A 24,024-nucleotide genomic window follows, 5' to 3' on the forward strand; every position below is an offset into this window, starting at 1 on the left:
CACATTTAGCTCACAATAGCACCAGCGCGTGAGGAATCGTACATATTTTTTTGCCTGGTGTTGTGACGGCTAAACAGAAGGGGCCGGGAAAAGGGGCGTTGTGCGGTAAAAAAGAGAAGTGGAGCAGGTTGTTAGCATTGGATTTTATAGTGAAATAAACACTGTGTTACGATACCCTTCAGTCGGGCCTGCGCTTTTTCTTATTGACTAACCTGTTGTTTAGCAACCTGGGCATATAATGATTGATAACGATCTGCCGCCGTTGCCAGACAAAAAACAAAAGCGTAACGGAACTTTATTGTTTTCATGCACTCCAACAGTCAGCTTGCTCATAATGCAGATTTTGGGTGGTGTTTTGAAGACGCATGGGAATTGGGTTTGGGGAGACATTACCTCGGATGAGCGAGCAGTTAACGGATCAGGTCCTTGTTGAACGGGTCCAGAAAGGAGATCAGAAAGCGTTTAATTTGCTGGTGGTGCGCTATCAGCATAAGGTCGCGAGTCTGGTTTCCCGCTATGTACCGCCGGGCGATATCGCTGACGTTGTTCAGGAATCGTTCGTTAAGGCATGGCGTGCGCTGGACTCTTTCCGGGGAGATAGCGCTTTTTACACCTGGTTATACCGTATCGCCGTCAACACGGCGAAGAATTATCTGGTTGCTCAGGGACGCCGTCCGCCGTCCAGCGATGTTGACGCCAACGAGGCGGAAAACTTCGAAAGCGGCGGGGCGTTGAAAGAAATTTCGAACCCTGAGAACTTAATGTTGTCAGAAGAACTGAGACAAATAGTTTTTCGTACCATTGAATCGCTCCCGGAAGATTTACGCATGGCAATTACGTTACGGGAGCTGGATGGCCTGAGCTATGAAGAGATAGCCGCTATCATGGATTGTCCGGTTGGGACGGTGCGTTCGCGTATCTTCCGGGCGCGAGAAGCTATTGATAATAAAGTTCAACCGCTTATCAGGCGTTGACGATAGCGGAATACTGGAAAAGGGTATCAGGCATGCAGAAAGAACAACTTTCGGCTTTAATGGATGGTGAAACGCTGGATAAAGAACTGCTCAACGAGCTGAGCCGTTCCTCTGAGATGCAAAAAACCTGGGAGAGCTATCACCTCATTCGCGATACGCTGCGTGGCGATACCGCAGAGGTGCTGCAATTCGATATCTCCGCCCGGGTGATGGCCGCCATTGAAAATGAGCCCGTTCGTCAGACGGCGCCGCTTATTCCTGAATCTCAGCCCGCACCCCACCAGTGGCGGCAGATGCCGTTCTGGAACAAAGTGCGTCCATGGGCCAGCTCACTCACCCAAATGGGCGTTGCCGCCTGCGTATCGCTTGCGGTTATCGTCGGCGTCCAGCACTATAATGGGCAATCTGATGCGACTCAGCAGCCAGAGGCGCCAGTGTTCAATACCCTGCCGATGATGGGTAAAGCGAGCCCGGTAAGCCTTGGCGTGCCGGCTGACGCATCAGCGGGTAGCGGCCAGCAGGCGCAAGTCCAGGAACAGCGCCGCCGGATTAACGCCATGTTGCAGGACTATGAACTGCAGCGCCGCCTGCACGCTGAGCAGCTGCAGTTTGGCCAGGCCCAGACTCAGCAGGCAGCAGTCCAGGTGCCGGGTTATCAAACTTTAGGAACGCAATCGCAGTAATGAAGCAACTTTGGTGTGCCATGTCGCTCATGGCAGGCAGTCTGTTGTTCTCTGTCAACGCCTCGGCTGATACATCGTCCGGGGCGTTGTTGCAGCAGATGAACCTGGCCAGCCAGTCCCTAAATTATGAGCTGTCTTTCGTCAGCATCAATAAACAAGGCGTTGAGTCGCTGCGCTATCGTCATGCGCGACTGAACAATCAACCGCTGGCGCAGCTGCTGCAGCTGGACGGCCCGCGCCGGGAAGTGGTCCTGCGCGGCACGGAAATCAGCTATTTTGAACCCGGTCTCGATCCTTTCACCCTCAACGGCGACTACATCGTCGATTCGCTGCCATCGTTGGTTTATAGCGATTTCAAACGCCTCTCCGCTGCGTATGATTTTATCTCCGTTGGCCGTACCCGTATCGCTGACCGCCTCTGCGACGTGATCCGCGTCGTAGCTCGCGACGGTACGCGCTATAGCTTTATCGCCTGGCTGGACGCCGAGACCAAACTGCCGCTGCGCGTCGATTTGCTCGACCGCGACGGTGAAACGCTGGAGCAGTTCCGGGTTGTCTCCTTCAACGTTGGCGATAACGTCAGCGCCAGCATGGAGACGCTGGCAAAAGCGAATCTACCGCCGCAGCTGTCCGTCCCTGAAGGGGGCGACAAAGCCAACTTCAACTGGGCGCCAACGTGGCTTCCCCAGGGGATGGCTGAAGTTTCCAGCAGTCAGCGCCGTCTGCCCACTTTTGACGGTCCAGTCGAATCACGTCTCTATTCCGACGGCTTGTTCAGCTTCTCGATCAATATCAACCGCGCCACGGCGGCCAGCAGCGACCAGCTGTTGCGCACCGGCCGACGTACCGTCAGCACGACGGTACGCGATAACGCGGAGATCACCGTGGTGGGCGAACTGCCGCCGCAGACGGCGAAGCGTATCTCTGACAGTATTAAATTCAAGGCAGTACAATGATTAAAGAGTGGGCCACCGTGGTTTCCTGGCATAACGGCGTGGCGCAGGTGCACTGCGACGTTAAAGCCTCCTGCAGCAGCTGCGCTTCCCGTGCCGGCTGCGGTAGCCGGGTGTTAAACAAGCTGGGGCCGCAGACCAGCCATACCATTAGCGTGCCCTGCGAGCAGCCATTGGCCGCGGGGCAAAAAGTGGAGCTGGGGATCGCTGAAAGTAGCCTGCTGGGCTCAGCGCTGCTCGTCTATATGGCGCCGTTGGTGGGGCTGTTTGTGATGGCGTCCATTTTCCAGGTGCTGTTTGCCAGCGATATCGCGTCACTTTGCGGCGCGCTGTTGGGCGGCGTCGGCGGCTTCCTGGTGGCGCGCGGTCTGTCGCCGCAGCTGGCTGCTCGCCAGTCATGGCAGCCGGTGATTTTAAGCGTCGGTTTGCCGCCGGATCTGCTGCGTGTTGATACGCCCTCCTCTGAAATGGGGCAGTGATTTCACTGCCCCTCATCTTTATTTACTCTTCCTGTAACAACGCCACAATTTCTGCCGTTATGCTGGATCTAACAGCATTTCCTGGTTTCAAGGATGTAGTGTAGAATGCGGCGTTTTCGGATTAAAAAACGTCAGGCACAGTACAGCGGCCTCATGATACTCGTAAGGCATAATTAACTCTAAATATGAAGAATATACGTAACTTTTCGATCATCGCTCACATCGACCACGGTAAGTCGACGCTGTCTGACCGTATCATCCAGATTTGCGGTGGCCTTTCTGATCGCGAAATGGCGGCCCAGGTTCTGGACTCCATGGACCTTGAACGTGAGCGCGGGATTACCATCAAGGCGCAGAGCGTCACCCTGGACTATAAAGCCAGCGATGGTGAAACTTATCAGCTCAACTTTATCGACACCCCGGGCCACGTTGACTTCTCCTATGAAGTATCGCGCTCCCTGGCGGCGTGCGAAGGCGCGCTGCTGGTGGTTGACGCCGGGCAGGGCGTAGAAGCCCAGACCCTGGCGAACTGCTATACCGCCATGGAAATGGACCTCGAAGTCGTTCCGGTGCTCAACAAGATCGACCTGCCTGCGGCCGATCCGGAGCGCGTAGCGGACGAGATTGAAGATATCGTCGGTATCGATGCTCACGACGCGGTTCGCTGCTCGGCGAAAACCGGCGTTGGCGTGCCGGACGTGCTGGAACGTCTGGTGCGCGATATTCCGCCGCCGGAAGGCGATCCGGACGCGCCGCTGCAGGCGCTGATCATCGACTCCTGGTTCGATAACTACTTAGGTGTCGTGTCGCTGGTGCGTATTAAAAACGGCACCATGCGCAAGGGCGATAAAATTAAAGTGATGAGCACCGGCCAGGTCTATAACGCCGACCGTCTGGGCATCTTCACCCCGAAACAGGTCGACCGTACCGAGCTGAAATGCGGCGAGGTAGGCTGGCTGGTCTGCGCGATCAAAGACATCCTCGGGGCGCCGGTGGGCGATACCCTGACCGCGGCGCGTAATCCAGCGGATAAGGCGCTGCCGGGCTTCAAAAAAGTGAAGCCGCAGGTCTATGCCGGTCTGTTCCCGGTGAGCTCTGATGACTATGAAAACTTCCGTGATGCGCTGGGTAAACTGAGTCTGAACGATGCTTCCTTGTTCTATGAGCCGGAAAGCTCAACGGCGCTGGGCTTCGGCTTCCGCTGCGGCTTCCTCGGCCTGTTGCATATGGAAATCATTCAGGAGCGTCTGGAGCGTGAGTACGATCTTGACCTGATTACCACGGCGCCGACGGTAGTCTATGAAGTGGAAACGACCTCCAAAGAAGTTATCTACGTCGATAGCCCGTCCAAGCTGCCGCCGCTGAATAATATTCAGGAGCTGCGTGAGCCTATCGCCGAGTGTCACATGCTGCTGCCGCAGGAGTTCCTCGGCAACGTGATCACCCTGTGTATCGAGAAGCGTGGCGTGCAGACCAACATGGTTTACCACGGTAAACAGGTGGCGCTGACCTACGAAATCCCGATGGCGGAAGTGGTTCTCGACTTCTTCGACCGTCTGAAGTCTACCTCCCGTGGCTATGCGTCGCTGGATTATAACTTCAAACGCTTCCAGGCCTCGAACATGGTGCGCGTTGACGTGCTGATCAACGGCGAGCGTGTCGATGCGCTGGCGCTGATCACCCACAACGACAACGCCCCTTATCGTGGTCGCGAACTGGTCGAGAAGATGAAAGAGCTGATCCCGCGTCAGCAGTTCGATATCGCCATTCAGGCGGCTATCGGCAACCACATCATCGCGCGCTCTACTGTGAAACAGCTGCGTAAAAACGTCCTGGCGAAATGCTACGGCGGCGACGTCAGCCGTAAGAAAAAGCTGCTGCAGAAGCAGAAAGAAGGTAAGAAGCGTATGAAGCAGGTCGGTAACGTTGAACTGCCGCAGGAAGCGTTCCTCGCCATTCTGCACGTTGGTAAAGACGGCAAATAATTAAGGAGTTGGCATGGCGAACATGTTTGCCCTGATTTTGGTCATTGCGACCCTTGTGACAGGGCTGTTGTGGTGTCTGGATAAGTTCATCTTCGCACCAAAACGTCGTGAGCGTCAGGCCGCTGCTCAGGCAGCGACCGGCGAGCAACTGGACAAGAAAACGCTGAAGAAAGTGGGCCCGAAACCGGGCTGGCTGGAAACTGGCGCCTCGGTCTTCCCGGTGCTGGCGATTGTGCTGATTGTGCGTTCGTTTATCTATGAACCTTTCCAGATCCCGTCAGGTTCGATGATGCCGACCCTGCTGATTGGCGATTTCATCCTGGTGGAGAAATTCGCTTACGGCATTAAAGATCCGATCTACCAGAAAACGCTGATCGAAACGGGTCATCCAAAGCGCGGCGACATCGTGGTGTTTAAATATCCGGAAGATCCGCGTCTCGACTACATTAAGCGCGCGGTGGGATTACCGGGCGATAAAGTCACCTACGATCCGGTTGCCAAGCAGGTCACTATTCAGCCGGGCTGCAGCTCCGGACAGGCCTGCGGCAACGCGCTGCCGGTGACCTATTCCAATGTTGAGCCGAGCGATTTCGTTCAGACCTTCTCCCGCAGCAACGGCGGCGAAGCGTCCAGCGGTTTCTGGCAGTTGCCGAAGGGTGAAACCAAAGCTGACGGCATTCGTCTGACCGAGCGTCAGGAGACGCTGGGCGACGTCACGCACCGTATTCTGATGGTGCCGATTGCCCAGGATCAGGTTGGGATGTACTACCATCAGTCCGGCCTGCCGCTGGCCACCTGGATTGTACCGCCCGGTCAGTATTTTATGATGGGTGACAACCGGGATAACAGCGCCGACAGCCGCTACTGGGGCTTTGTGCCGGAAGCGAACCTGGTCGGAAAAGCGACCGCTATCTGGATGAGTTTTGAAAAACAGGAAGGTGAATGGCCGACCGGCGTGCGGTTATCGCGCATTGGTGGAATTCATTAATTTCCCCTGTTGAATTCACGTCGCTGCGATAACCGCAGCGACGTGAATTATTTAATATTTAAATCCATTCAAACTAACGACATCACGTGTCGTTGCGTATAGAATATCCCCCCGAAGTTTTTGGTTGTCGCTCTGCCGGGTGACACTGCACACGAAAGCGTATTGGACTGTTTCAACTTGCTGTATGAAGCGTATGCTCAGGTCGGTTTCGTGTGCTGCATCTTTGACGCATTCATTTATTGGTAACGCATGAACCCCATCGTAATTAATCGGCTTCAACGAAAGCTGGGCTACACTTTTCATCATCAGGAGCTGTTGCAACAGGCATTAACTCACCGCAGTGCCAGCAGCAAACATAATGAGCGCCTGGAGTTTTTAGGTGACTCCATTTTAAGTTTTGTGATCGCGAATGCGCTCTATCATCGTTTTCCTCGCGTAGACGAAGGCGATATGAGCCGCATGCGCGCGACGCTGGTGCGTGGCAACACGCTGGCGGAGATCGCTCGCGAGTTTGAACTGGGTGAGTGTCTGCGCCTCGGGCCGGGCGAACTGAAAAGCGGCGGTTTCCGTCGCGAATCCATTCTCGCGGACACCGTTGAAGCGTTAATTGGCGGGGTTTTCCTCGACAGCGATATTCAGAACGTTGAACGCTTAATCCTCTCCTGGTACCAGACCCGTCTGGACGAAATCAGTCCGGGCGATAAGCAAAAGGATCCGAAGACGCGTCTGCAGGAGTATCTGCAGGGACGTCATCTGCCGCTGCCGTCCTACCTGGTGGTCCAGGTGCGTGGCGAAGCGCACGATCAGGAATTTACTATCCACTGCCAGGTCAGTGGCCTGAGTGAACCGGTGGTTGGCACAGGTTCCAGCCGTCGCAAGGCGGAGCAGGCTGCCGCCGAACAGGCGCTGAAAAAACTGGAGCTGGAATGAGCGAAGAAAAAAGTTATTGCGGATTTGTCGCCATCGTTGGTCGTCCAAACGTTGGCAAATCCACGCTGTTGAATAAGCTGCTTGGGCAGAAGATTTCGATCACTTCCCGAAAAGCGCAAACGACGCGTCACCGCATCGTCGGTATCCATACCGAAGGGCCGTATCAGGCGATTTACGTCGATACCCCGGGCCTGCATATGGAAGAGAAGCGTGCCATTAACCGCTTAATGAACAAAGCGGCCAGCAGCTCAATTGGCGATGTTGAACTGGTCATTTTCGTGGTGGAAGGCACTCGCTGGACGCAAGACGACGAGATGGTGCTCAACAAGCTGCGTGACGCGAAAGCGCCAGTGATCCTCGCGGTCAATAAGGTGGATAACGTGCAGGACAAAGCGGAGCTATTGCCGCACCTGCAGTTCCTCGCCAGCCAGATGAACTTCCTCGACATTGTGCCGATCTCTGCGGAAACCGGCACCAACGTCGATACTATCGCGGCGATCGTGCGTAAGCATCTGCCGGAAGCGATCCATCACTTCCCGGAAGATTATATTACCGATCGTTCCCAGCGCTTTATGGCCTCCGAGATCATCCGTGAAAAACTGATGCGTTTTCTCGGTGCTGAGCTGCCGTACTCCGTCACTGTGGAAATCGAACGTTTCGTAACCAATGAGCGCGGCGGCTACGATATCAACGGCCTGATCCTCGTCGAGCGCGAAGGGCAGAAGAAGATGGTAATTGGCAATAAAGGCGCCAAAATTAAAACCATCGGTATCGAAGCGCGTAAGGACATGCAGGACATGTTTGAAGCGCCGGTACACCTCGAGCTGTGGGTCAAAGTGAAATCCGGCTGGGCCGATGACGAGCGCGCCCTGCGCAGTCTCGGTTACGTTGACGACCTCTGAGTTAACGCAACGTGGATGGATGGCAGCGCGCCTTTGTCCTGCATAGCCGACCGTGGAGCGAAACCAGCCTGATGCTGGACGTCTTCACGGAAGAATCGGGTCGTGTGCGCCTGGTGGCCAAAGGCGCACGCTCCAAACGCTCTAATCTCAAAGGCGCTTTACAGCCCTTTACCCCCTTACTGGTTCGCTTCGGCGGCCGCGGCGAAGTCAAAACCCTGCGCAGCGCGGAAGCCGTCTCGCTGGCGTTGCCGCTCAGTGGGATCACGCTCTACAGCGGCCTCTACGTTAACGAGCTTATCTCCCGCGTGCTGGAGCACGAAACACGCTTCTCCGAACTCTTTTTTGACTATCTGCACTGCATTCAGGCGCTTGCCGGAACCAGCGGCTCGCCGGAGCCCGCGTTGCGGCGTTTTGAGCTGGCGCTGCTCGGGCACCTGGGCTATGGCGTGGATTTTCTTCACTGCGCGGGCAGCGGTGAGCCGGTGGATGACACCATGACCTATCGCTATCGCGAAGAAAAGGGCTTTATTGCCAGTCTGGTGATTGATAACAACACGTTTACCGGGCACCATTTGAAAGCGTTGGCGAGTCGCGAATTTCCAGATGTAGATACGCTGCGCGCCGCGAAGCGCTTTACCCGTATCGCCCTGAAACCCTATCTTGGCGGCAAACCGCTTAAGAGTCGGGAATTGTTTCGCCAGTTTATGCCCGCGCGAAAGGTGCGGGCGGCTAATACGAATAATGATTAACGAGGATTGTCATGGCTGAATTACTGTTAGGGGTCAATATTGACCATATCGCGACCTTGCGTAACGCGCGCGGCACTGCCTATCCGGATCCGGTTCAGGCAGCTTTCATTGCCGAGCAGGCCGGCGCCGACGGCATCACCGTACATCTGCGTGAAGACCGCCGCCATATTACCGATCGCGATGTGCGTATCCTGCGCCAGACGCTGCACACCCGGATGAATCTTGAAATGGCGGTCACCGAAGAGATGCTGACGATCGCCTGCGAAACCAAACCACACTTCTGCTGCCTGGTGCCGGAGAAACGTCAGGAAGTCACTACCGAAGGCGGACTGGACGTGGCCGGGCAGCGCGACAAGATGCGCGATGCCTGCCAACGCCTTGCGGATGCCGGTATCCTGGTGTCCCTGTTTATCGATGCGGATAACGAGCAGATCAAAGCGGCGGCAGACGTTGGCGCGCCCTATATCGAAATTCACACCGGCTGCTATGCCGATGCCAAAACCGACGCCGGGCAGGCGAAGGAGCTGGAACGTATTGCCAAAGCGGCCACCTATGCCGCCAGCCTTGGCCTGAAGGTGAATGCCGGCCACGGTCTGACCTATCACAACGTGAAAGCGATTGCTGCGCTGCCGGAAATGCATGAGCTGAATATCGGCCATGCGATTATCGGTCGCGCAGTGATGAGTGGCCTGAAAGAGGCGGTCGCGGAAATGAAGCGTCTGATGCTGGAAGCGCGCGGCTAATGGCCATTCTCGGGCTGGGTACCGACATCGTCGAGATCGCCCGCATCGAAGCGGTGATCGCCCGCAGCGGCGATCGCCTTGCCCGCCGGGTGCTGAGCGACCATGAATGGAGCATCTGGGAGCAGCATCAGCAGCCGGTGCGTTTCCTGGCGAAACGCTTTGCGGTCAAGGAAGCGGCGGCGAAAGCGCTGGGAACCGGGATCCGTAACGGACTGGCGTTTAATCAGTTCGAGGTATACAACGACGAGCTGGGCAAGCCGAAGCTGCGGCTATGGGGCGAAGCAAAGCTTTTGGCGGAACGAATGGGGGTAAGGGCTATTCATGTCACCCTCGCCGATGAACGCCACTACGCCTGTGCCACGGTGATTGTCGAAAGCTAGCCAGGATGGCGGTTAAATTTTATCCGCGTGGTGCATTAGCACGAATTTATCCCAAAGCTGTTCTTCACTCTCGACGTGTGCCGGATCTTTCAGGATCGTATTCGGGATCGGGCACACTTTCTGGCAGGTTGGCGTGTCGTAATGACCCACGCACTCGGTGCAGCGGTCGCTGTTAATTTCATAAATGCTATCACCCATCGAAATGGCCTCATTCGGGCACTCCGGTTCGCACATATCGCAGTTGATGCATTTTTTGGTAATTAACAGCGCCATCAGGAAAGTCTCAGAAACAACACAAACAGGGCGGGCATTATACGCCCATTTTCTGCTCAGACCAGCTTTTTCACCAGCGCTTCGCTATGGCGAATGCGCTCCGGCGCCCGCTCCAGATCCTGCTGCACCAGCCCCATAAACAGCAGGTCGGTGAGCATCATTTGCGCGCTGGTGGAGGAGATGGCCGCGCTGCGCGTCGCCTGCTCTTCGGCAATGGTATACAGGCAGTGGGTTGCCTGCTGCTGCAGGGCGTTAGGGCTAAAGCCGGTGATCGCCAGGATCTTGCAGCCCACGCGCAGCGCTTCACCTGCCGCCATATTGATCTCCCGGCGCTCACCGGAGTAAGAGATCGCCAGCAGCAGATCGTCGCTGGACATGGCCTGCACTGTCGCCAGCAGGGCGTGCATATCCTGCTCAGAAACCGCGTTGATGCCGATCTTCATCAGCTTCCAGCTAAAGTTACGCGCCACCAGACCGGACGCGCCGATGCCGGTGACGATCACCCGCCGGGCGTTGCGCAGCAGCGTGACGGCTTCCCGCAGCGTCTCTTCAGTATTGACGTCCAGCGAGGCATGCATGGCGGCGACATTGTCTTTAATGAGTTTCTCGCCGACCAGACGCAGCGGGTCGTCACCGCGAATGTGGTTATGTACCGGAACCGAGTGCGGATCCGGGCTGCTGGCCAGCGCTTCACTCAGCGCCAGCTTCAGCGCCGGAAAACCTTTGAACCCCAGTTTCTGGGCAAATTTAACCACGCTGGACTGACTCACACCGGCTTCCGCCGCCAGCTGCTGCGAGCTGAGGTGCCGGGTCTCATCGGGCTGGCTCAGAATATAATCGGCCAACTTTTTGTCGCTCGCCGCCAGGGTGGGATAGCGCTGACGAATACGCGTTAAACAGTTCATTGGAGCTCCGCTGGAGCCGTCCGGCTCGTGACTGACAGAATTTTTATTCGATTATAAGGGGTATACCACGAATTAAAAATTCTTGAGCCACAATTTTTCCTTCGCCTGCTAATTTAATTGTTCCTTAACGGCAGGGGATGTTTTCCCTCTTCGCGGCGTAAGGCTGTTAAGCTTAACCTAACGAGAAGCGAGTCCTGACATAAGGAGGCAGTTTGCAGCACAATGAACGGAAAGTGGTGTTTTTCGATCTGGACGGAACCTTGCATCAGCAGGATATGTTCGGCAGTTTCCTGCGCTACCTGCTGCGTAATCTGCCGCTAAACCTGCTGCTGGTGGTGGCGATGGGGCCGGCGATCCTTGCCGGGCTGGCGGTGTGTGGGCGGGCGGCGCGCTGGCCAATGAGCCTCCTGCTGTGGGCGTCAACCTTTGGCCGTCGCGAGGCGGTACTGAAGCGGCTGGAAGCGGAATTTGTCGGCTGGTTTCGCCATCATGTGACGGCGTTTCCGGTGGTTCATGCGCGGCTCACGGCGTACCTGACCAGTACCGATGCCGACGTCTGGTTGATCACCGGCTCGCCGCAGTCGCTGGTGGAGCAGGTCTATCGCGATACTCTCTGGCTGCCGCGGGTGAATCTGATAGCCAGCCGCACCGCGCGCCGCTGGGGCGGCTGGGTATTGACCCTGCGCTGCCTTGGGCATGAAAAAGTGGTGCAGCTGGAGAAAAAGATCGGCGCGCCGCTGCGGCTGTACAGCGGCTATAGCGACAGCGAGCAGGACAACCCGTTGCTCGGCTTTTGCCAGCATCGCTGGCGGGTAACGCCTCAGGGAGAGCTCCAGCAGCTGGAGTAATAGTGTGTAATTGATAGCGCCCATGTATAATGCGCCCCGCTTTTTCTGCTGGAGTGGCCGCTGTGTCTGACCTCGAACTCAATGATGAATACTGGATGCGTCATGCCCTGACGCTGGCAAAGCGCGCCTGGGAAGAGGGCGAGGTGCCGGTGGGCGCGGTGCTGGTGTATAACAACCAGGTCATCGGCGAGGGCTGGAACCGGCCGATCGGCCGTCACGACCCCACCGCTCACGCGGAAATTATGGCTTTACGCCAGGGCGGACTGGTGCTGCAAAACTATCGCCTGATCGACGCCACGCTGTACGTGACCCTGGAGCCTTGCGTCATGTGTGCTGGCGCCATGGTGCACAGCCGTATCGCCCGCCTGGTCTTTGGCGCCAGGGATGCCAAGACCGGTGCCGCTGGCTCGCTAATAGATGTCCTGCACCATCCGGGAATGAATCATCGGGTTGAAATAAGCGAAGGCGTGCTGGCGGAGTCCTGCTCTACCATGCTGAGCGACTTCTTTCGCTGGCGGCGGGAAGAGAAAAAAGCGCTGAAGAAAGCCCGGGAGCAGACCGGAGAAGGTTAATACAGGTGGCCGGGGAGTTTTAACCGGGCATTATCCATCTGCTTATCGGCGCGAAACTTGAAAAAGGGCAGGGTGGTCTCCTGCGGCTGTTCGAGTTCATTCGGGAGCACGGCCGGGTAATCCTCCGCCAGGGCCAGCGTTTGCTGTTGCTGGCGCTCCTTCTCTGACAAATAGCCGACAAGGCTTATCTGATATTTGCGGATGTTTTCCACATAGGCGTAGGCCTCATGGCCGCGCGCGTAGCCGTATTTAAGTTTGCTGTAATAGGGCTTCTGGCTCAACAGGGGTAAACGCAGCTTAACGTCTGCCCAGCTGTTGGGATTGCCTTTTTGTTTGCGGGTGAGCGCCATGGCGTCCAGCATATGGGCATAGCCCATATTGTAAGCAGCCAGCGCAAACCAGATGCGTTCATCTTTCGGGATCGAATCCGGCACTTTATCCATCATATCCTGCAGGTAGCGCATGCCGCCGTCGATACTCTGCGCCGCATCGGTGCGGTCGGTTAGACCCAGGCTTTGCGCCGTATTGCGTGTGAGCATCATCATACCGCGCACGCCGGTCGGGGAGGTGGCCTGCGGATCCCAGTGGGATTCCTGCCAGGCGATGGCGGCCAGCAGGCGCCAGTCAATCTCGCGGGCGTATTTTTCAAACAGCGGCTGCACCTCCGGAAGAATATTTTCCACCGCGCGCAGGAAGGTGCGGGTATCGACATAATCGAAATCGTTGCCGTGGCCGAGGTACTTCTCCTCGAGGCGCGCCAGCGTCCCGTCTTCATTGATGTTGTTGAAGAAATCAAGCATTGCCGCCGACAGCGAATTATCGTCGTCCCGGGCGCTAAACCAGGTGACCGGCTGTTCGTCGGTGATATCGAGGGCCACCGCCAGCTCCGGATGGACGCGCTGAAACAGGCTGACGGCCACCGAGTCAGCGATGGTGTAATCAAGTTTACCGTCAATCACCGCCTGCATCAGCGCCGTGGTACCGCGTTTTTCGTCCACGCGCCAGGCAAGATCCGGGTATTTCTCGGCTTTTAAGGTCTGCAGGTCGTTGATCGCCACGTGGCCCGGAGCGATAGTGAGCTGCTCGGCGGTCAGCGCCGCGAGGGTGCGCGGCCGGGTATTGCCGACGCGGTAGACCAGCTGTTGTGAAACAGAATAGTAGGTGGGGCCGGCCTGATAGTTTTTCACTCGCTCCTGGTTATAGACCAGTCCGGCGGCCAGCATATCGGCCTGACCGTCGTCGAGGTCGTCAAACAGCTGGCTGATGTTTTGCCGGACGGTTATCTTAAGCGTTACGCCAAGGTAGTCGGCAAACTGCTTCGCCAGTTCATAATCCAGACCGAACGCTTTATTGTTCATGGTGGCGAAGGTCATTGGCGAGTTGATAGTGCTGATGCGCAGCTCGCCGCGAGCGATAATGCCCGCCACCCGGTTCTCGGGTTTACCAGACCAGGGGATCGACGGCCACAGGGCCGCCGCCAGCAAAAGGGTGACAATGCCGATCAGCAGATAATTAATCTTTAATTTTTTCAGAGAGTTAATCTTCTGCAGCTTCAGGTTCCTCAGCAGGCGATGTCCGGAAAAAACGCAAGGTTGTCGTCGAATGTGCGGCATTCTGCTTAAGAATGCGCCAGTTGGCAACTTATTCGCGATGGTCGTCACATTTATTGATAAACAGCATCAATGATTTTATTTCTACGCAAACGGTTTCGTCGGGGCGCAGGATTCACTATAATGACGCCCGTTTCCCCCCCTGGCTCACCCTGAAAGCTTCGAAGACGAGAGACTTATGATGGAAATTTTGCGTGGTTCACCTGCACTGTCGGCATTCCGTATCAATAAACTGCTGGCACGATTTCAGGCGGCCAACCTTCCGGTAAGCGCCATATATGCCGAATATATTCATTTTGCCGATCTGAATGCCCCGCTGAGCGCTGACGATCGCGAGCGCCTGGCGCGACTGCTTCAGTATGGCCCGAGCTTAAGCAGCCATACCCCGACCGGTAAATTACTGCTCGTGACCCCTCGCCCTGGCACCATCTCTCCCTGGTCTTCTAAAGCTACCGATATCGCTCACAACTGCGGTCTGGCGCAGGTTGTGCGTCTTGAGCGCGGCGTGGCGTATTACGTTGAAGCCTCAACCCTGACCGAAGCGCAGTGGGCCGCGGTGGCGGCGGAGCTGCACGACCGCATGATGGAGAGCGTCTTCGACGAGCTGGAAGCGGGCGAAAAGCTGTTCGCTCACCATCAGCCGACGCCGGTGACCAGCGTTGACCTGCTGGGCGAAGGGCGTCAGGCGCTGATTGACGCCAACCTCCGTCTGGGTCTGGCGCTGGCCGACGACGAAATTGACTACCTGCAGGACGCGTTTACCCGCCTGGGACGCAACCCGAACGATATCGAGCTGTATATGTTCGCCCAGGCGAACTCAGAGCACTGTCGCCACAAGATTTTCAACGCCGACTGGATCATCGACGGCGAACAGCAGCCGAAGTCGCTGTTCAAAATGATCAAAAACACCTTTGAAAAAACGCCGGACTACGTGCTGTCGGCCTATAAAGATAATGCCGCGGTGATGGAAGGGTCTGAAGTGGGGCGCTATTTCGCCGACCATCAGACCGGGCGCTACGACTTCCATCAGGAGCCGGCGCACATTCTGATGAAGGTGGAAACCCATAACCACCCGACGGCCATCTCTCCATGGCCGGGCGCGGCAACCGGCTCCGGCGGCGAAATCCGCGATGAAGGCGCCACCGGCCGCGGCGCGAAGCCGAAAGCGGGCCTGGTGGGCTTCTCGGTTTCCAACCTGCGTATCCCGGGCTTCGAACAGCCGTGGGAAGAAGATTTCGGTAAACCGGACCGCATTGTCACGGCCCTGGACATCATGACCGAAGGCCCGCTGGGCGGCGCGGCGTTTAACAACGAATTTGGTCGTCCGGCGCTGAACGGCTACTTCCGCACCTATGAAGAGAAAGTCACCAGCCACAATGGCGAAGAGCTGCGTGGCTACCACAAACCGATCATGCTGGCCGGCGGTATCGGCAACATCCGCGGTGAGCACGTGCAGAAGGGCGAGATTACCGTCGGCGCGAAGCTGATCGTGCTGGGCGGCCCGGCGATGAACATCGGCCTCGGCGGCGGCGCGGCCTCTTCTATGGCCTCCGGCCAGTCCGATGCCGACCTCGATTTCGCCTCCGTACAGCGTGACAACCCGGAAATGGAACGCCGCTGTCAGGAAGTGATCGACCGCTGCTGGCAGCTGGGCGACGCCAACCCGATCCTCTTTATCCACGACGTTGGCGCGGGCGGTCTCTCCAACGCCATGCCGGAGCTGGTGAGCGACGGCGGCCGCGGCGGTAAATTCCAGCTGCGCGATATTCTCAGCGATGAGCCAGGGATGAGCCCGCTGGAGATCTGGTGTAACGAATCGCAGGAACGTTATGTTCTGGCGGTCGCCCCGGAGCAACTGCCGCTGTTCGACGAACTGTGCCGCCGCGAACGCGCGCCTTATGCCGTTATCGGCGAAGCTACCGCTGAGCAGCACCTGAGCCTGAGCGACAGCCACTTTAACGATCAGCCGATCGACCTGCCGCTGGACGTCCTGCTCGGCAAAACGCCGAAAATGACCCGCGATGTGCAGACCCTGAAAGCTCAGGGCAGCGCGCTGGATCGCCAACCGATTACCCTTGCCGATGCGGTAAATCGCGTTCTGCATCTGCCGACGGTGGCCGAGAAAACCTTCCTCGTGACCATCGGCGACCGCACCGTGACCGGTATGGTCGCCCGCGACCAGATGGTCGGCCCGTGGCAGATCCCGGTGGCCAACTGCGCGGTGACCACCGCCAGCCTCGACAGCTACTACGGCGAAGCGATGGCGATGGGCGAGCGCGCCCCGGTTGCCCTGCTGGACTTCGCGGCCTCTGGCCGTCTGGCCGTCGGTGAAGCGCTGACCAACATCGCCGCCACGCAGATTGGCGAGCTGAACCGCGTGAAGCTGTCGGCTAACTGGATGGCCGCCGCTGGCCACCCGGGCGAAGACGCTGGCCTGTATGAGGCAGTGAAAGCGGTCGGCGAAGAGCTGTGTCCGGCGCTGGGCCTGACCATTCCGGTCGGTAAAGACTCGATGTCGATGAAAACCCGCTGGCAGGAAGGCAGCGAGCAGCGCGAGATGACCTCCCCGCTGTCGCTGGTGATCTCCGCTTTCGCCCGTGTCGAAGATGTTCGTCATACCGTCACGCCGCAGCTTTCTACAGAAGATAACGCCCTGCTGCTTATCGACCTCGGTAAAGGGCACAACGCGCTGGGCGCGACGGCGCTGGCGCAGGTCTATCGCCAGCTCGGCGACAAGCCGGCAGACGTGCGTGATGTCGCTCAGCTGAAAGGCTTCTGGGATGCGATGCAGGCCCTGGTGGCGCAGCGTAAACTGCTGGCCTACCACGACCGCTCCGACGGCGGCCTGTTGGTGACCCTGGCGGAAATGGCCTTTACCGGCCACTGTGGCCTGGAAGCAGATATCGCCGCGCTGGGCGATGACCGTCTGGCCGCGCTGTTCAACGAAGAGCTGGGGGCGGTGATCCAGGTGCGCGCTGCAGACCGTGAGGCGGTGGAAGCCATTCTGGCGGTTAACGGCCTGGCAGACTGCGTGCATTACCTTGGTAAAGCGGTCGAGGGCGATCGCTTCGTGCTGACCGCCAACGGTCAGACGGTGTTTAGCGAGAGCCGCACTACGCTGCGCATGTGGTGGGCGGAAACCACCTGGCAGATGCAGCGTCTGCGCGACAACCCGGCCTGCGCCGATCAGGAGCACGAGGCGAAAGCCAATGACGCCGATCCGGGCCTCAATGTGAAGCTTTCGTTTGAGATTAATGACGACATTGCGGCGCCGTACATTGCCACCGGCGCGCGTCCGAAAGTGGCCGTCCTGCGCGAGCAGGGGGTGAACTCCCACGTTGAAATGGCGGCAGCCTTCCATCGCGCCGGCTTTGACGCCATCGACGTGCATATGAGCGACCTGCTGGCGGGCCGCACCGGTCTGGGGGATTTCCATGCCCTGGTGGCCTGCGGCGGCTTCTCCTATGGTGACGTGCTGGGCGCGGGTGAAGGCTGGGCGAAGTCGATTCTGTTCAACGAGCGCGTGCGCGATGAGTTCGCGACGTTCTTCCATCGTCCGCAGACGCTGGCGCTCGGCGTGTGCAACGGCTGTCAGATGATGTCCAACCTGCGCGAGCTGATCCCGGGCAGCGACCTGTGGCCGCGCTTTGTGCGTAACCAGTCTGACCGCTTCGAAGCGCGCTTTAGCCTGGTGGAAGTGACGCAAAGCCCATCCCTGCTGCTGGAAGGCATGGTTGGCTCACGGATGCCGATTGCGGTCTCCCACGGCGAAGGTCAGGTGGAAGTGCGCGACAGCGCGCATCTGGCCCAGCTGGAGAGCAAAGGTCTGGTGGCGCTGCGCTTCGTGGATAACTTTGGCAAAGTGACCGAAACCTATCCGGCGAACCCGAACGGTTCCCCGAACGGTATCACCGCGGTGACCAGCGAAAGCGGGCGCGCGACCATCATGATGCCGCACCCGGAACGCGTCTTCCGCACCGTAAGCAACTCCTGGCACCCGGAGAACTGGGGCGAGGACAGCCCGTGGATGCGTATCTTCCGTAACGCGCGTAAACAGCTGGGTTAACCTTCCGGCAGCGCCTCATGTGAATGTATCAGCCCCCTGCTCAGGCAGGGGGCTTTTTTTATCTGTGATGGCCGGCACGCCAGGGTGTCGGGAATTGCCGACAACCCCTATGTTATGGTGTCGTCAATAGGAGACACTTAACATATTGATTTTATTGAGCAGTGGTGCGGCGCCTGTTTAGTGTCGTCAATTAGCGACAATATGAATAAAAAATGTACGGTTCCGGTATGGCAATGATCGTGAGCTAATATCATATATATCAGCGTGTTAATAAAATGTTTTGAAAGGTGGCATAGTTCATGCATAATATTAACCAGTGGCTCATTCACCTTCTTATGTCAGCCCCTTCGGGACGCGCTACATAAACTTCGAATGACGCACAAACAGGTGCCTGCCGTCCAACTCCTGATAACAGCCTGGCTTTATCAGACATCGGGCGAAACGTCGAGTAAGGCACCGCCTCATTCCTGAACAAAGCCAGGCCTTGTGCCTGGCTTTGTTGTTTCTGCGGCGCAGTAACCAGCGGTAGCGCTTTTCTCCGGCGCGCTCCTCAGTTAGCATCGACCAGAGCTAATGATTGAGACAACATCCTTGAAGCGACTCTCTCTTTTTCCCCGTTCGCTGCGTCAACTGGTGACGCTCTCCTTTGTGCTGATCCTGCTGCCGCTGTTGGTGCTGGCGTGGCAGGCCTGGCAGAGCCTGAATGCCCTTAGCGCCCAGGCGGCGCATATTAACCGCACTACGCTGGTCGATGCCCGACGCAGCGAGGCGATGATCAATGCCGCGCTGGAAATGGAGCGCAGCTATCGCCAGTACTGCGTGCTGGACGATCCGACGCTGGCGCGGGTGTATCAGAATCAGCGACAGCGCTACAGCCAGATGCTGGATGCCCATGCCGGCGTGCTACCGGACGAGAAACTCTGGCAGGCGCTGCGTCAGGACGTCAGCGATCTGGCGCAGTTGCAGTGTAAAAATAGCGGCCCCGATGCCCAGGCGGCCGCCAGACTGGAAGTTTTCGCCAGCAATAACAGCGATATGGTGCAGGCGACCCGGGCAGTCGTCTATTCCCGCGGCCAGCAGCTGCAGCAGGAGATTGCCGAACGCGGCCAGTTTTTCGGCTGGCAGGCGCTGGTGCTGTTTCTGCTGAGCCTGGCGCTGGTGCTGCTCTTCACCCGTATGATTATCGGTCCGGTGAAAGGCATAGAAAGAATGATCAATCAGCTGGGGGCAGGGAAGTCGCTGGACGACGCCGCATTGTTTACCGGCCCGCGCGAGCTGCGCTCGGTGGGCAAGCGCATTATCTGGCTCAGCGAGCGCCTGGCGTGGCTGGAGTCGCAGCGGCATCAATTTCTTCGTCATCTGTCGCATGAGCTGAAAACCCCGCTGGCCAGTATGCGTGAAGGTACCGAGCTGTTGGCCGACCGGGTCGCCGGGCCACTGACCCCTGAGCAGCAGGAGATCGTCGAGATCCTCGACAGCAGTAGTCGTAACCTGCAAAAGCTGATTGAACAGTTGCTGGACTACAACCGAAAACAGGCCGACAGCCCGGTGGCTCGCGAAGCGGTGGATCTGGTGGACCTGGTGGAAAACGTCGTGGCGGCGCACAGCCTGCCCGCGCGGGCTAAACTGATGCATACTGAACTGACGCTGCAGGCGCGGCGTTGCCTGGCAGAGCCTGCACTATTGATAAGCGTAATGGATAATCTCTACTCCAATGCGGTGCACTATGGCGCTGAATCCGGTAACATCCGTATCCACAGCTACCGGCACGGAGAGCAGGTGCGTATTGATGTCGCCAACAGCGGCGAACCGATCCCGGCCGCGGAAAAGAATATGATTTTCGAGCCTTTTTACCAGGGGAGTCACCAGCGTAAAGGGGCCGTTAAGGGCAGTGGGCTGGGGTTGAGTATCGCCCGCGACTGCGTCCGGCAGATGCAAGGGGAGCTCAGCTTAGTTGACGCGCCCGCCGGGCAGGTCTGTTTTCGCATTACGCTTCCCTCAGCGCCGGAATAATCCAACTTATGAATCGATATCGGGGAACTATGTCCCAATTCCTGGCCTGGCGCCGTTCCCTTCGCGGATGGCTGCTTTCAGGCATTGCTTGTCTGACGCTGGCGGGGTGTTCCGCCGGCTTTTCACCGCATACCGCGGAAGGTACCGCCGCCCCCGGGCAGGCGCAGCATCAGGTGGCCGATTTTGTCGCGGTAGACTGCGCGGACATCTGGGCCCACAGCAGCGATGCCAGCGACAAAAATCCCCTCTACTGGCTGCGGGGCATTGACTGTGCCGATCGCCTCGCACCGGCGCAGGCGCGGGCGGAGGCGAAACGCCATACCGACGACAGCTGGCAGGACGCGTTCCGTCGCGGCATCCTGCTTGCTGATGCCAAAATTACTCCCGACGAGCGTCGCGACCTGGTGGCGCGTCTCGATACCTTCAGCCCGCAAATCGCCGTTCAGGTCCGCCCGCTGTATCAGCTTTGGCGCGACGGCCAGACCCGTCAGCTGCAGCTGGTGGAAGAGCGTGCCCGTTACGCGAAGCTTCAGCAGTCCAGCGATAGCGAACTGGAGACGCTGCGACAGCAGGAGCAGGCACTGCGCGAACAGCTGGAGCTGACCACCCGTAAGCTGGAGAACCTGACGGATATCGAACGCCAGCTCTCCAGCCGCAAGCCGGGCGGCAACTTCGGCAGCGAAAAAGTGCCGGAGGTGATCCATGACGATCCGTAAACCGGCGCGTTTGCTGCTGGTGGATGACGATCCGGGGCTGTTGAAGCTGCTGGGCATGCGCCTGGTCAGCGAAGGCTACAGCGTGGTCACCGCCGAGAGCGGGCCGGAAGCGCTGCGCGTGCTGGGGCGTGAGAAAGTGGATCTGGTGATTAGCGATCTGCGGATGGATGAAATGGATGGCCTGCAGCTGTTCAGCGAGATCCAGAAGGGGCTGCCCGGCATGCCGGTGATTATTCTCACCGCCCATGGTTCGATTCCCGACGCCGTGGCCGCGACCCAGCAGGGGGTGTTCAGCTTCCTGACCAAGCCGGTCGATAAAGATGCCTTGTATAAAGCCATTGATGAGGCGCTGGAGCAGCGCTCGCCAGCCACCGACGAAGCCTGGCGCCAGGCGATTGTCACCCGCAGCCCGCTGATGCTGCGCCTGCTTGAGCAGGCCGGGATGGTGGCGCAATCGGATGTCAGCGTGCTGATTAACGGCCAGAGTGGGACCGGGAAGGAGATCGTCGCCCAGGCGATACATAACGCCAGCCCGCGTCATGATAAACCGTTCGTGGCGATCAACTGCGGCGCGCTGCCGGAACAGCTGCTCGAATCCGAACTGTTTGGCCATGCGCGGGGCGCCTTTACCGGCGCGGTCAGTAACCGTGAAGGATTATTCCAGGCCGCTGAGGGCGGTACGCTGTTTCTCGACGAGATCGGTGATATGCCGGTTGCGCTGCAGGTGAAGCTGCTGCGCGTCCTGCAGGAGCGTAAGGTGCGTCCGCTGGGCAGCAACCGCGATATCGAGATCAACGTGCGGATCATCTCCGCCACCCATCGCGACCTGCCGAAGGCGATGGCCCGCGGCGAGTTCCGCGAAGATCTGTTTTACCGACTCAACGTGGTGAATCTGAAGATCCCACCGCTTTCCGAACGGGCTGAGGATATCCCGCTGCTGGCTAATCATTTGCTGCGCCAGTCCGCCGATCGCCATAAGCCGTTTGTCCGGGCGTTTTCCAGCGATGCGATGAAGCGGCTGATGGCCGCCAAGTGGCCGGGTAACGTGCGCCAGCTGGTGAACGTGATTGAGCAGTGTGTGGCCCTGACCTCGTCGCCGGTGATTGGCGACGCGCTGGTGGAGCAGGCGCTGGAAGGAGAGAATACCGCGCTGCCGACCTTCGTGGAGGCGCGCAATCAGTTTGAGCTGAACTACCTGCGCAAGCTGCTGCAAATTACTAAAGGCAATGTCACCCACGCCGCGCGGATGGCAGGGCGCAACCGCACCGAATTCTATAAACTGCTGTCGCGCCATGAGCTCGACGCCAACGACTTTAAAGAGTAGCTCCGCAACATAGCGCAAGTTATGATACGGTAAGCAACCGGTTACGCGACTAAGACAGGAACACCATGAAAAAGATTGATGCGATTATTAAACCTTTCAAACTGGATGACGTGCGTGAAGCGCTGGCCGAAGTCGGCATCACCGGGATGACGGTGACGGAAGTGAAGGGCTTTGGCCGCCAGAAAGGTCATACCGAGCTGTACCGCGGTGCGGAGTACATGGTGGATTTTCTGCCAAAAGTAAAAATTGAAATCGTGGTGACCGACGATATCGTCGATACCTGTGTGGATACCATCATCCGTACGGCGCAGACCGGCAAGATTGGCGACGGCAAGATCTTTGTCTTCGACGTCGCGCGGGTCATTCGTATCCGTACCGGTGAAGAAGACGACGCGGCGATTTAATCCTCGCCGCTCGCTGCAGTATTGCCGGGTGAGGCTGCGCTTACCCGGCCTCCAAATCCCCGCGTCGTCGGGGCTTACAGGACCTTATGCGGGCCGAAACATTCGTAATGAATGTGGTCTTTATTAACCCCTAATTCTACCAGCTGCTTCGCTGCAAACTGCATAAACGCTACCGGGCCGCAGAGATAGAACTGCATCTGCGGGGCGCGAATATTGTCCGCCACTGCCGCTAAATCCATCAAACCTTCGCTATCAAAACGTCCAGTCTGACGGTCGGCTTCGCTCGGGTTGCGATACCACACGTGAGAGGTAAACGCCGGCAGCGCCGCGCCAAGCGCACTCACTTCATCGGCAAAGGCGTGAACGTCGCCATTTTCCGCCGCATGGAACCAGTTCACCTGACCCTGATGACCGCTCTTCGCCAGCGCATCCAGCATCGCCAGCATCGGCGTTTGCCCGACGCCCCCGGAGAGCAGGGTGACCGGCGTCTGTGGTTCAACGTTAAGGAAGAAGTCACCCGCCGGGGCGGCTAAATAGACCACATCGCCTTCGCTGGCATGGTTATGCAGCCAGCTGGAAACCAGACCGCCGTCCTCACGTTTTACCGCAATGCGGTAGCCTTTGCCGTCTGCTTTGCGGGTTAATGAGTATTGACGAATTTCCTGATAGTCGAAGCCTTCCGGTTTCAGCCAGATGGCCAGGTACTGGCCAGGCTGGTAATCGGCGACCGGCTGGCCATCAACCGGTTCGAGCTCAAAGCTGGTGATAAGCTGGCTGCGCGGGGTTTTCTTCACGATGCGGAACGCGCGGGTCCCTTCCCAGCCGCCGGTTTTACTGGCGTTTTGCTGATAGATCTCGGCTTCACGGCCGATAAAGACGTTCGCCAGCACGCCGTAAGCTTTTCCCCAGGCATCAAGCACTTCCTGACCCGGGCTGAACATTTCATCGAGGGTCGCCAGCAGATGGCTGCCAACGATGTTGTACTGCTCCGGTTTGATCTGGAAGCTGGTGTGTTTCTGGGCGATTTTTTCCACCGCCGGCAGCAGGGCTGGCAGGTTATCGATATTGCTGGCGTAGGCGGCAATGGCGTTGAATAACGCTTCGCGCTGATCGCCGTTGCGCTGGTTGCTCATGTTGAAAATCTCTTTGAGCTCCGGATTATGCGCGAACATACGATCGTAGAAATGGGCGGTGAGCTTTGGGCCGGTCTCTACCAGCAGGGGGATGGTGGCTTTGACCGTGGCGATGGTTTGAGCGTCGAGCATAGCGTGCTTCCTTGTGTGTTATCTTATTGATGCATTTTAAATGCATCTTATAGAAATAACCCTGCTATGTAAATGGTTCTTTAACACTTAACCCCGATGCCGTTACAACATGAAGAATTTGCATCACAAACCTGAAAAGAAATCCGTTGATAATGAGAGAGACGTTATTGCTCAAAGCCTTGTGTCATGCGGAGCCAATCGTTTGCGTAAAATCCTTTGTCAAGACCTGTTATCACAGAATGATTAGGTTATACTGTGGGCC

Annotated in this window: 23 protein-coding genes; 19 read left to right on the forward strand and 4 right to left on the reverse strand. The window is 57.8% G+C overall.

All coding sequences use genetic code 11. The features are described from left to right. The first annotated feature begins 306 nt into the window (after positions 1-306). The 12 genes from rseD (at position 307) to acpS (ending at position 9,766) form a co-directional block, all read left to right on the forward strand. Positions 307-402 carry a rpoE leader peptide RseD gene (gene rseD / locus AC3EMD_RS06135; protein ID WP_121980491.1) on the forward strand — a complete coding sequence of 32 codons (96 nt, stop codon included), beginning with the start codon at positions 307-309 and terminating at the stop codon, positions 400-402. Then, a complete protein-coding gene (rpoE, locus tag AC3EMD_RS06140) occupies positions 399-974 on the forward strand; it encodes an RNA polymerase sigma factor RpoE (RefSeq protein ID WP_002914074.1) in 576 nt (191 codons plus the stop codon). Before rseD ends, rpoE begins: the two co-directional genes overlap by 4 nt. 32 nt (positions 975-1,006) lie before the next feature. Further along, entirely contained in the window at positions 1,007-1,657 is a 651-nt protein-coding gene (gene rseA, locus AC3EMD_RS06145; RefSeq protein ID WP_008803762.1) for an anti-sigma-E factor RseA, read from the forward strand. Next, positions 1,657-2,613, forward strand: a complete 957-nt coding sequence (gene rseB / locus AC3EMD_RS06150; protein ID WP_012540854.1) for a sigma-E factor regulatory protein RseB — start codon at positions 1,657-1,659, stop codon at positions 2,611-2,613. The genes rseA and rseB overlap by 1 nt, the downstream gene beginning before the upstream one ends. After that, positions 2,610-3,089: a SoxR-reducing system protein RseC gene (rseC, locus tag AC3EMD_RS06155; protein WP_008803764.1), complete on the forward strand. Its 480-nt coding sequence runs from the start codon at positions 2,610-2,612 to the stop codon at positions 3,087-3,089. The genes rseB and rseC overlap by 4 nt, the downstream gene beginning before the upstream one ends. Positions 3,090-3,274: 185 nt before the next feature. Continuing rightward, on the forward strand, positions 3,275-5,074 hold the full coding sequence (gene lepA / locus AC3EMD_RS06160) for a translation elongation factor 4 (RefSeq protein WP_008803765.1): 1,800 nt from the start codon (positions 3,275-3,277) through the stop codon (positions 5,072-5,074). Positions 5,075-5,087: 13 nt separating this feature from the next. Continuing rightward, the gene (gene lepB / locus AC3EMD_RS06165) at positions 5,088-6,062 is read left to right on the forward strand and encodes a signal peptidase I (protein WP_008803766.1); all 975 of its coding nucleotides are present in this window, start codon (positions 5,088-5,090) and stop codon (positions 6,060-6,062) included. A 249-nt stretch (positions 6,063-6,311) separates the two neighbouring features. Beyond that, positions 6,312-6,992, forward strand: coding sequence for a ribonuclease III (rnc, locus tag AC3EMD_RS06170; RefSeq protein ID WP_002914065.1), 681 nt, complete (start codon positions 6,312-6,314; stop codon positions 6,990-6,992). Then, positions 6,989-7,894, forward strand: a complete 906-nt coding sequence (era, locus tag AC3EMD_RS06175; RefSeq protein WP_008803768.1) for a GTPase Era — start codon at positions 6,989-6,991, stop codon at positions 7,892-7,894. The genes rnc and era overlap by 4 nt, the downstream gene beginning before the upstream one ends. An 11-nt stretch (positions 7,895-7,905) precedes the next feature. After that, the gene (recO, locus tag AC3EMD_RS06180; protein WP_064144486.1) at positions 7,906-8,643 is read left to right on the forward strand and encodes a DNA repair protein RecO; all 738 of its coding nucleotides are present in this window, start codon (positions 7,906-7,908) and stop codon (positions 8,641-8,643) included. Positions 8,644-8,654: 11 nt separating this feature from the next. Next, positions 8,655-9,386, forward strand: a complete 732-nt coding sequence (gene pdxJ / locus AC3EMD_RS06185; RefSeq protein WP_042948161.1) for a pyridoxine 5'-phosphate synthase — start codon at positions 8,655-8,657, stop codon at positions 9,384-9,386. Beyond that, on the forward strand, positions 9,386-9,766 hold the full coding sequence (gene acpS / locus AC3EMD_RS06190) for a holo-ACP synthase (RefSeq protein ID WP_008803771.1): 381 nt from the start codon (positions 9,386-9,388) through the stop codon (positions 9,764-9,766). The genes pdxJ and acpS overlap by 1 nt, the downstream gene beginning before the upstream one ends. 12 nt (positions 9,767-9,778) lie before the next feature. Here the strand turns inward: acpS and AC3EMD_RS06195 are convergent, their stop codons facing one another. Beyond that, on the reverse strand, positions 9,779-10,039 hold the full coding sequence (locus AC3EMD_RS06195; protein WP_004144350.1) for a YfhL family 4Fe-4S dicluster ferredoxin: 261 nt from the start codon (positions 10,037-10,039) through the stop codon (positions 9,779-9,781). 56 nt (positions 10,040-10,095) lie between these two features. After that, positions 10,096-10,944 (reverse strand): MurR/RpiR family transcriptional regulator, encoded by an 849-nt coding sequence (locus AC3EMD_RS06200; protein ID WP_004144349.1) that lies wholly within the window; start codon positions 10,942-10,944, stop codon positions 10,096-10,098. A gap of 212 nt (positions 10,945-11,156) precedes the next feature. Between AC3EMD_RS06200 and yfhb the strand changes: the two genes are divergently transcribed. Both yfhb and tadA read left to right on the forward strand, forming a co-directional pair. Beyond that, entirely contained in the window at positions 11,157-11,792 is a 636-nt protein-coding gene (yfhb, locus tag AC3EMD_RS06205) for a phosphatidylglycerophosphatase C (RefSeq protein ID WP_008803773.1), read from the forward strand. 62 nt (positions 11,793-11,854) lie between these two features. Beyond that, positions 11,855-12,364, forward strand: coding sequence for a tRNA adenosine(34) deaminase TadA (tadA, locus tag AC3EMD_RS06210; protein ID WP_032700879.1), 510 nt, complete (start codon positions 11,855-11,857; stop codon positions 12,362-12,364). Here the strand turns inward: tadA and mltF are convergent. After that, entirely contained in the window at positions 12,361-13,977 is a 1,617-nt protein-coding gene (gene mltF / locus AC3EMD_RS06215; protein WP_302073984.1) for a membrane-bound lytic murein transglycosylase MltF, read from the reverse strand. The genes tadA and mltF overlap by 4 nt on opposite strands. A gap of 175 nt (positions 13,978-14,152) precedes the next feature. Here mltF and purL point away from each other — a divergent pair, with 175 nt between their 5' ends. The 5 genes from purL to glnB all read left to right on the forward strand — a co-directional run bounded on the left by purL (position 14,153) and on the right by glnB (position 22,497). Beyond that, a complete protein-coding gene (purL, locus tag AC3EMD_RS06220) occupies positions 14,153-18,040 on the forward strand; it encodes a phosphoribosylformylglycinamidine synthase (RefSeq protein ID WP_302073985.1) in 3,888 nt (1,295 codons plus the stop codon). Positions 18,041-18,631: 591 nt separating this feature from the next. Beyond that, positions 18,632-20,053 carry a sensor histidine kinase gene (locus AC3EMD_RS06225; RefSeq protein ID WP_012967434.1) on the forward strand — a complete coding sequence of 474 codons (1,422 nt, stop codon included), beginning with the start codon at positions 18,632-18,634 and terminating at the stop codon, positions 20,051-20,053. Between the two features lie 29 nt (positions 20,054-20,082). Next, positions 20,083-20,769, forward strand: coding sequence for a two-component system QseEF-associated lipoprotein QseG (gene qseG, locus AC3EMD_RS06230; protein WP_023298077.1), 687 nt, complete (start codon positions 20,083-20,085; stop codon positions 20,767-20,769). Continuing rightward, complete coding sequence (gene glrR, locus AC3EMD_RS06235) at positions 20,756-22,093, forward strand: two-component system response regulator GlrR (RefSeq protein WP_008803779.1); 1,338 nt, start codon at positions 20,756-20,758, stop codon at positions 22,091-22,093. The genes qseG and glrR overlap by 14 nt, the downstream gene beginning before the upstream one ends. A 65-nt stretch (positions 22,094-22,158) precedes the next feature. Next, positions 22,159-22,497: a nitrogen regulatory protein P-II gene (glnB, locus tag AC3EMD_RS06240; RefSeq protein WP_002914032.1), complete on the forward strand. Its 339-nt coding sequence runs from the start codon at positions 22,159-22,161 to the stop codon at positions 22,495-22,497. Between the two features lie 74 nt (positions 22,498-22,571). Here the strand turns inward: glnB and hmpA are convergent, their stop codons facing one another. Further along, positions 22,572-23,762, reverse strand: coding sequence for an NO-inducible flavohemoprotein (gene hmpA / locus AC3EMD_RS06245; RefSeq protein WP_302073986.1), 1,191 nt, complete (start codon positions 23,760-23,762; stop codon positions 22,572-22,574). Positions 23,763-24,024 lie beyond the last annotated feature (262 nt).

It is taken from the genome of Klebsiella sp. PK18 (genome assembly GCF_057784655.1).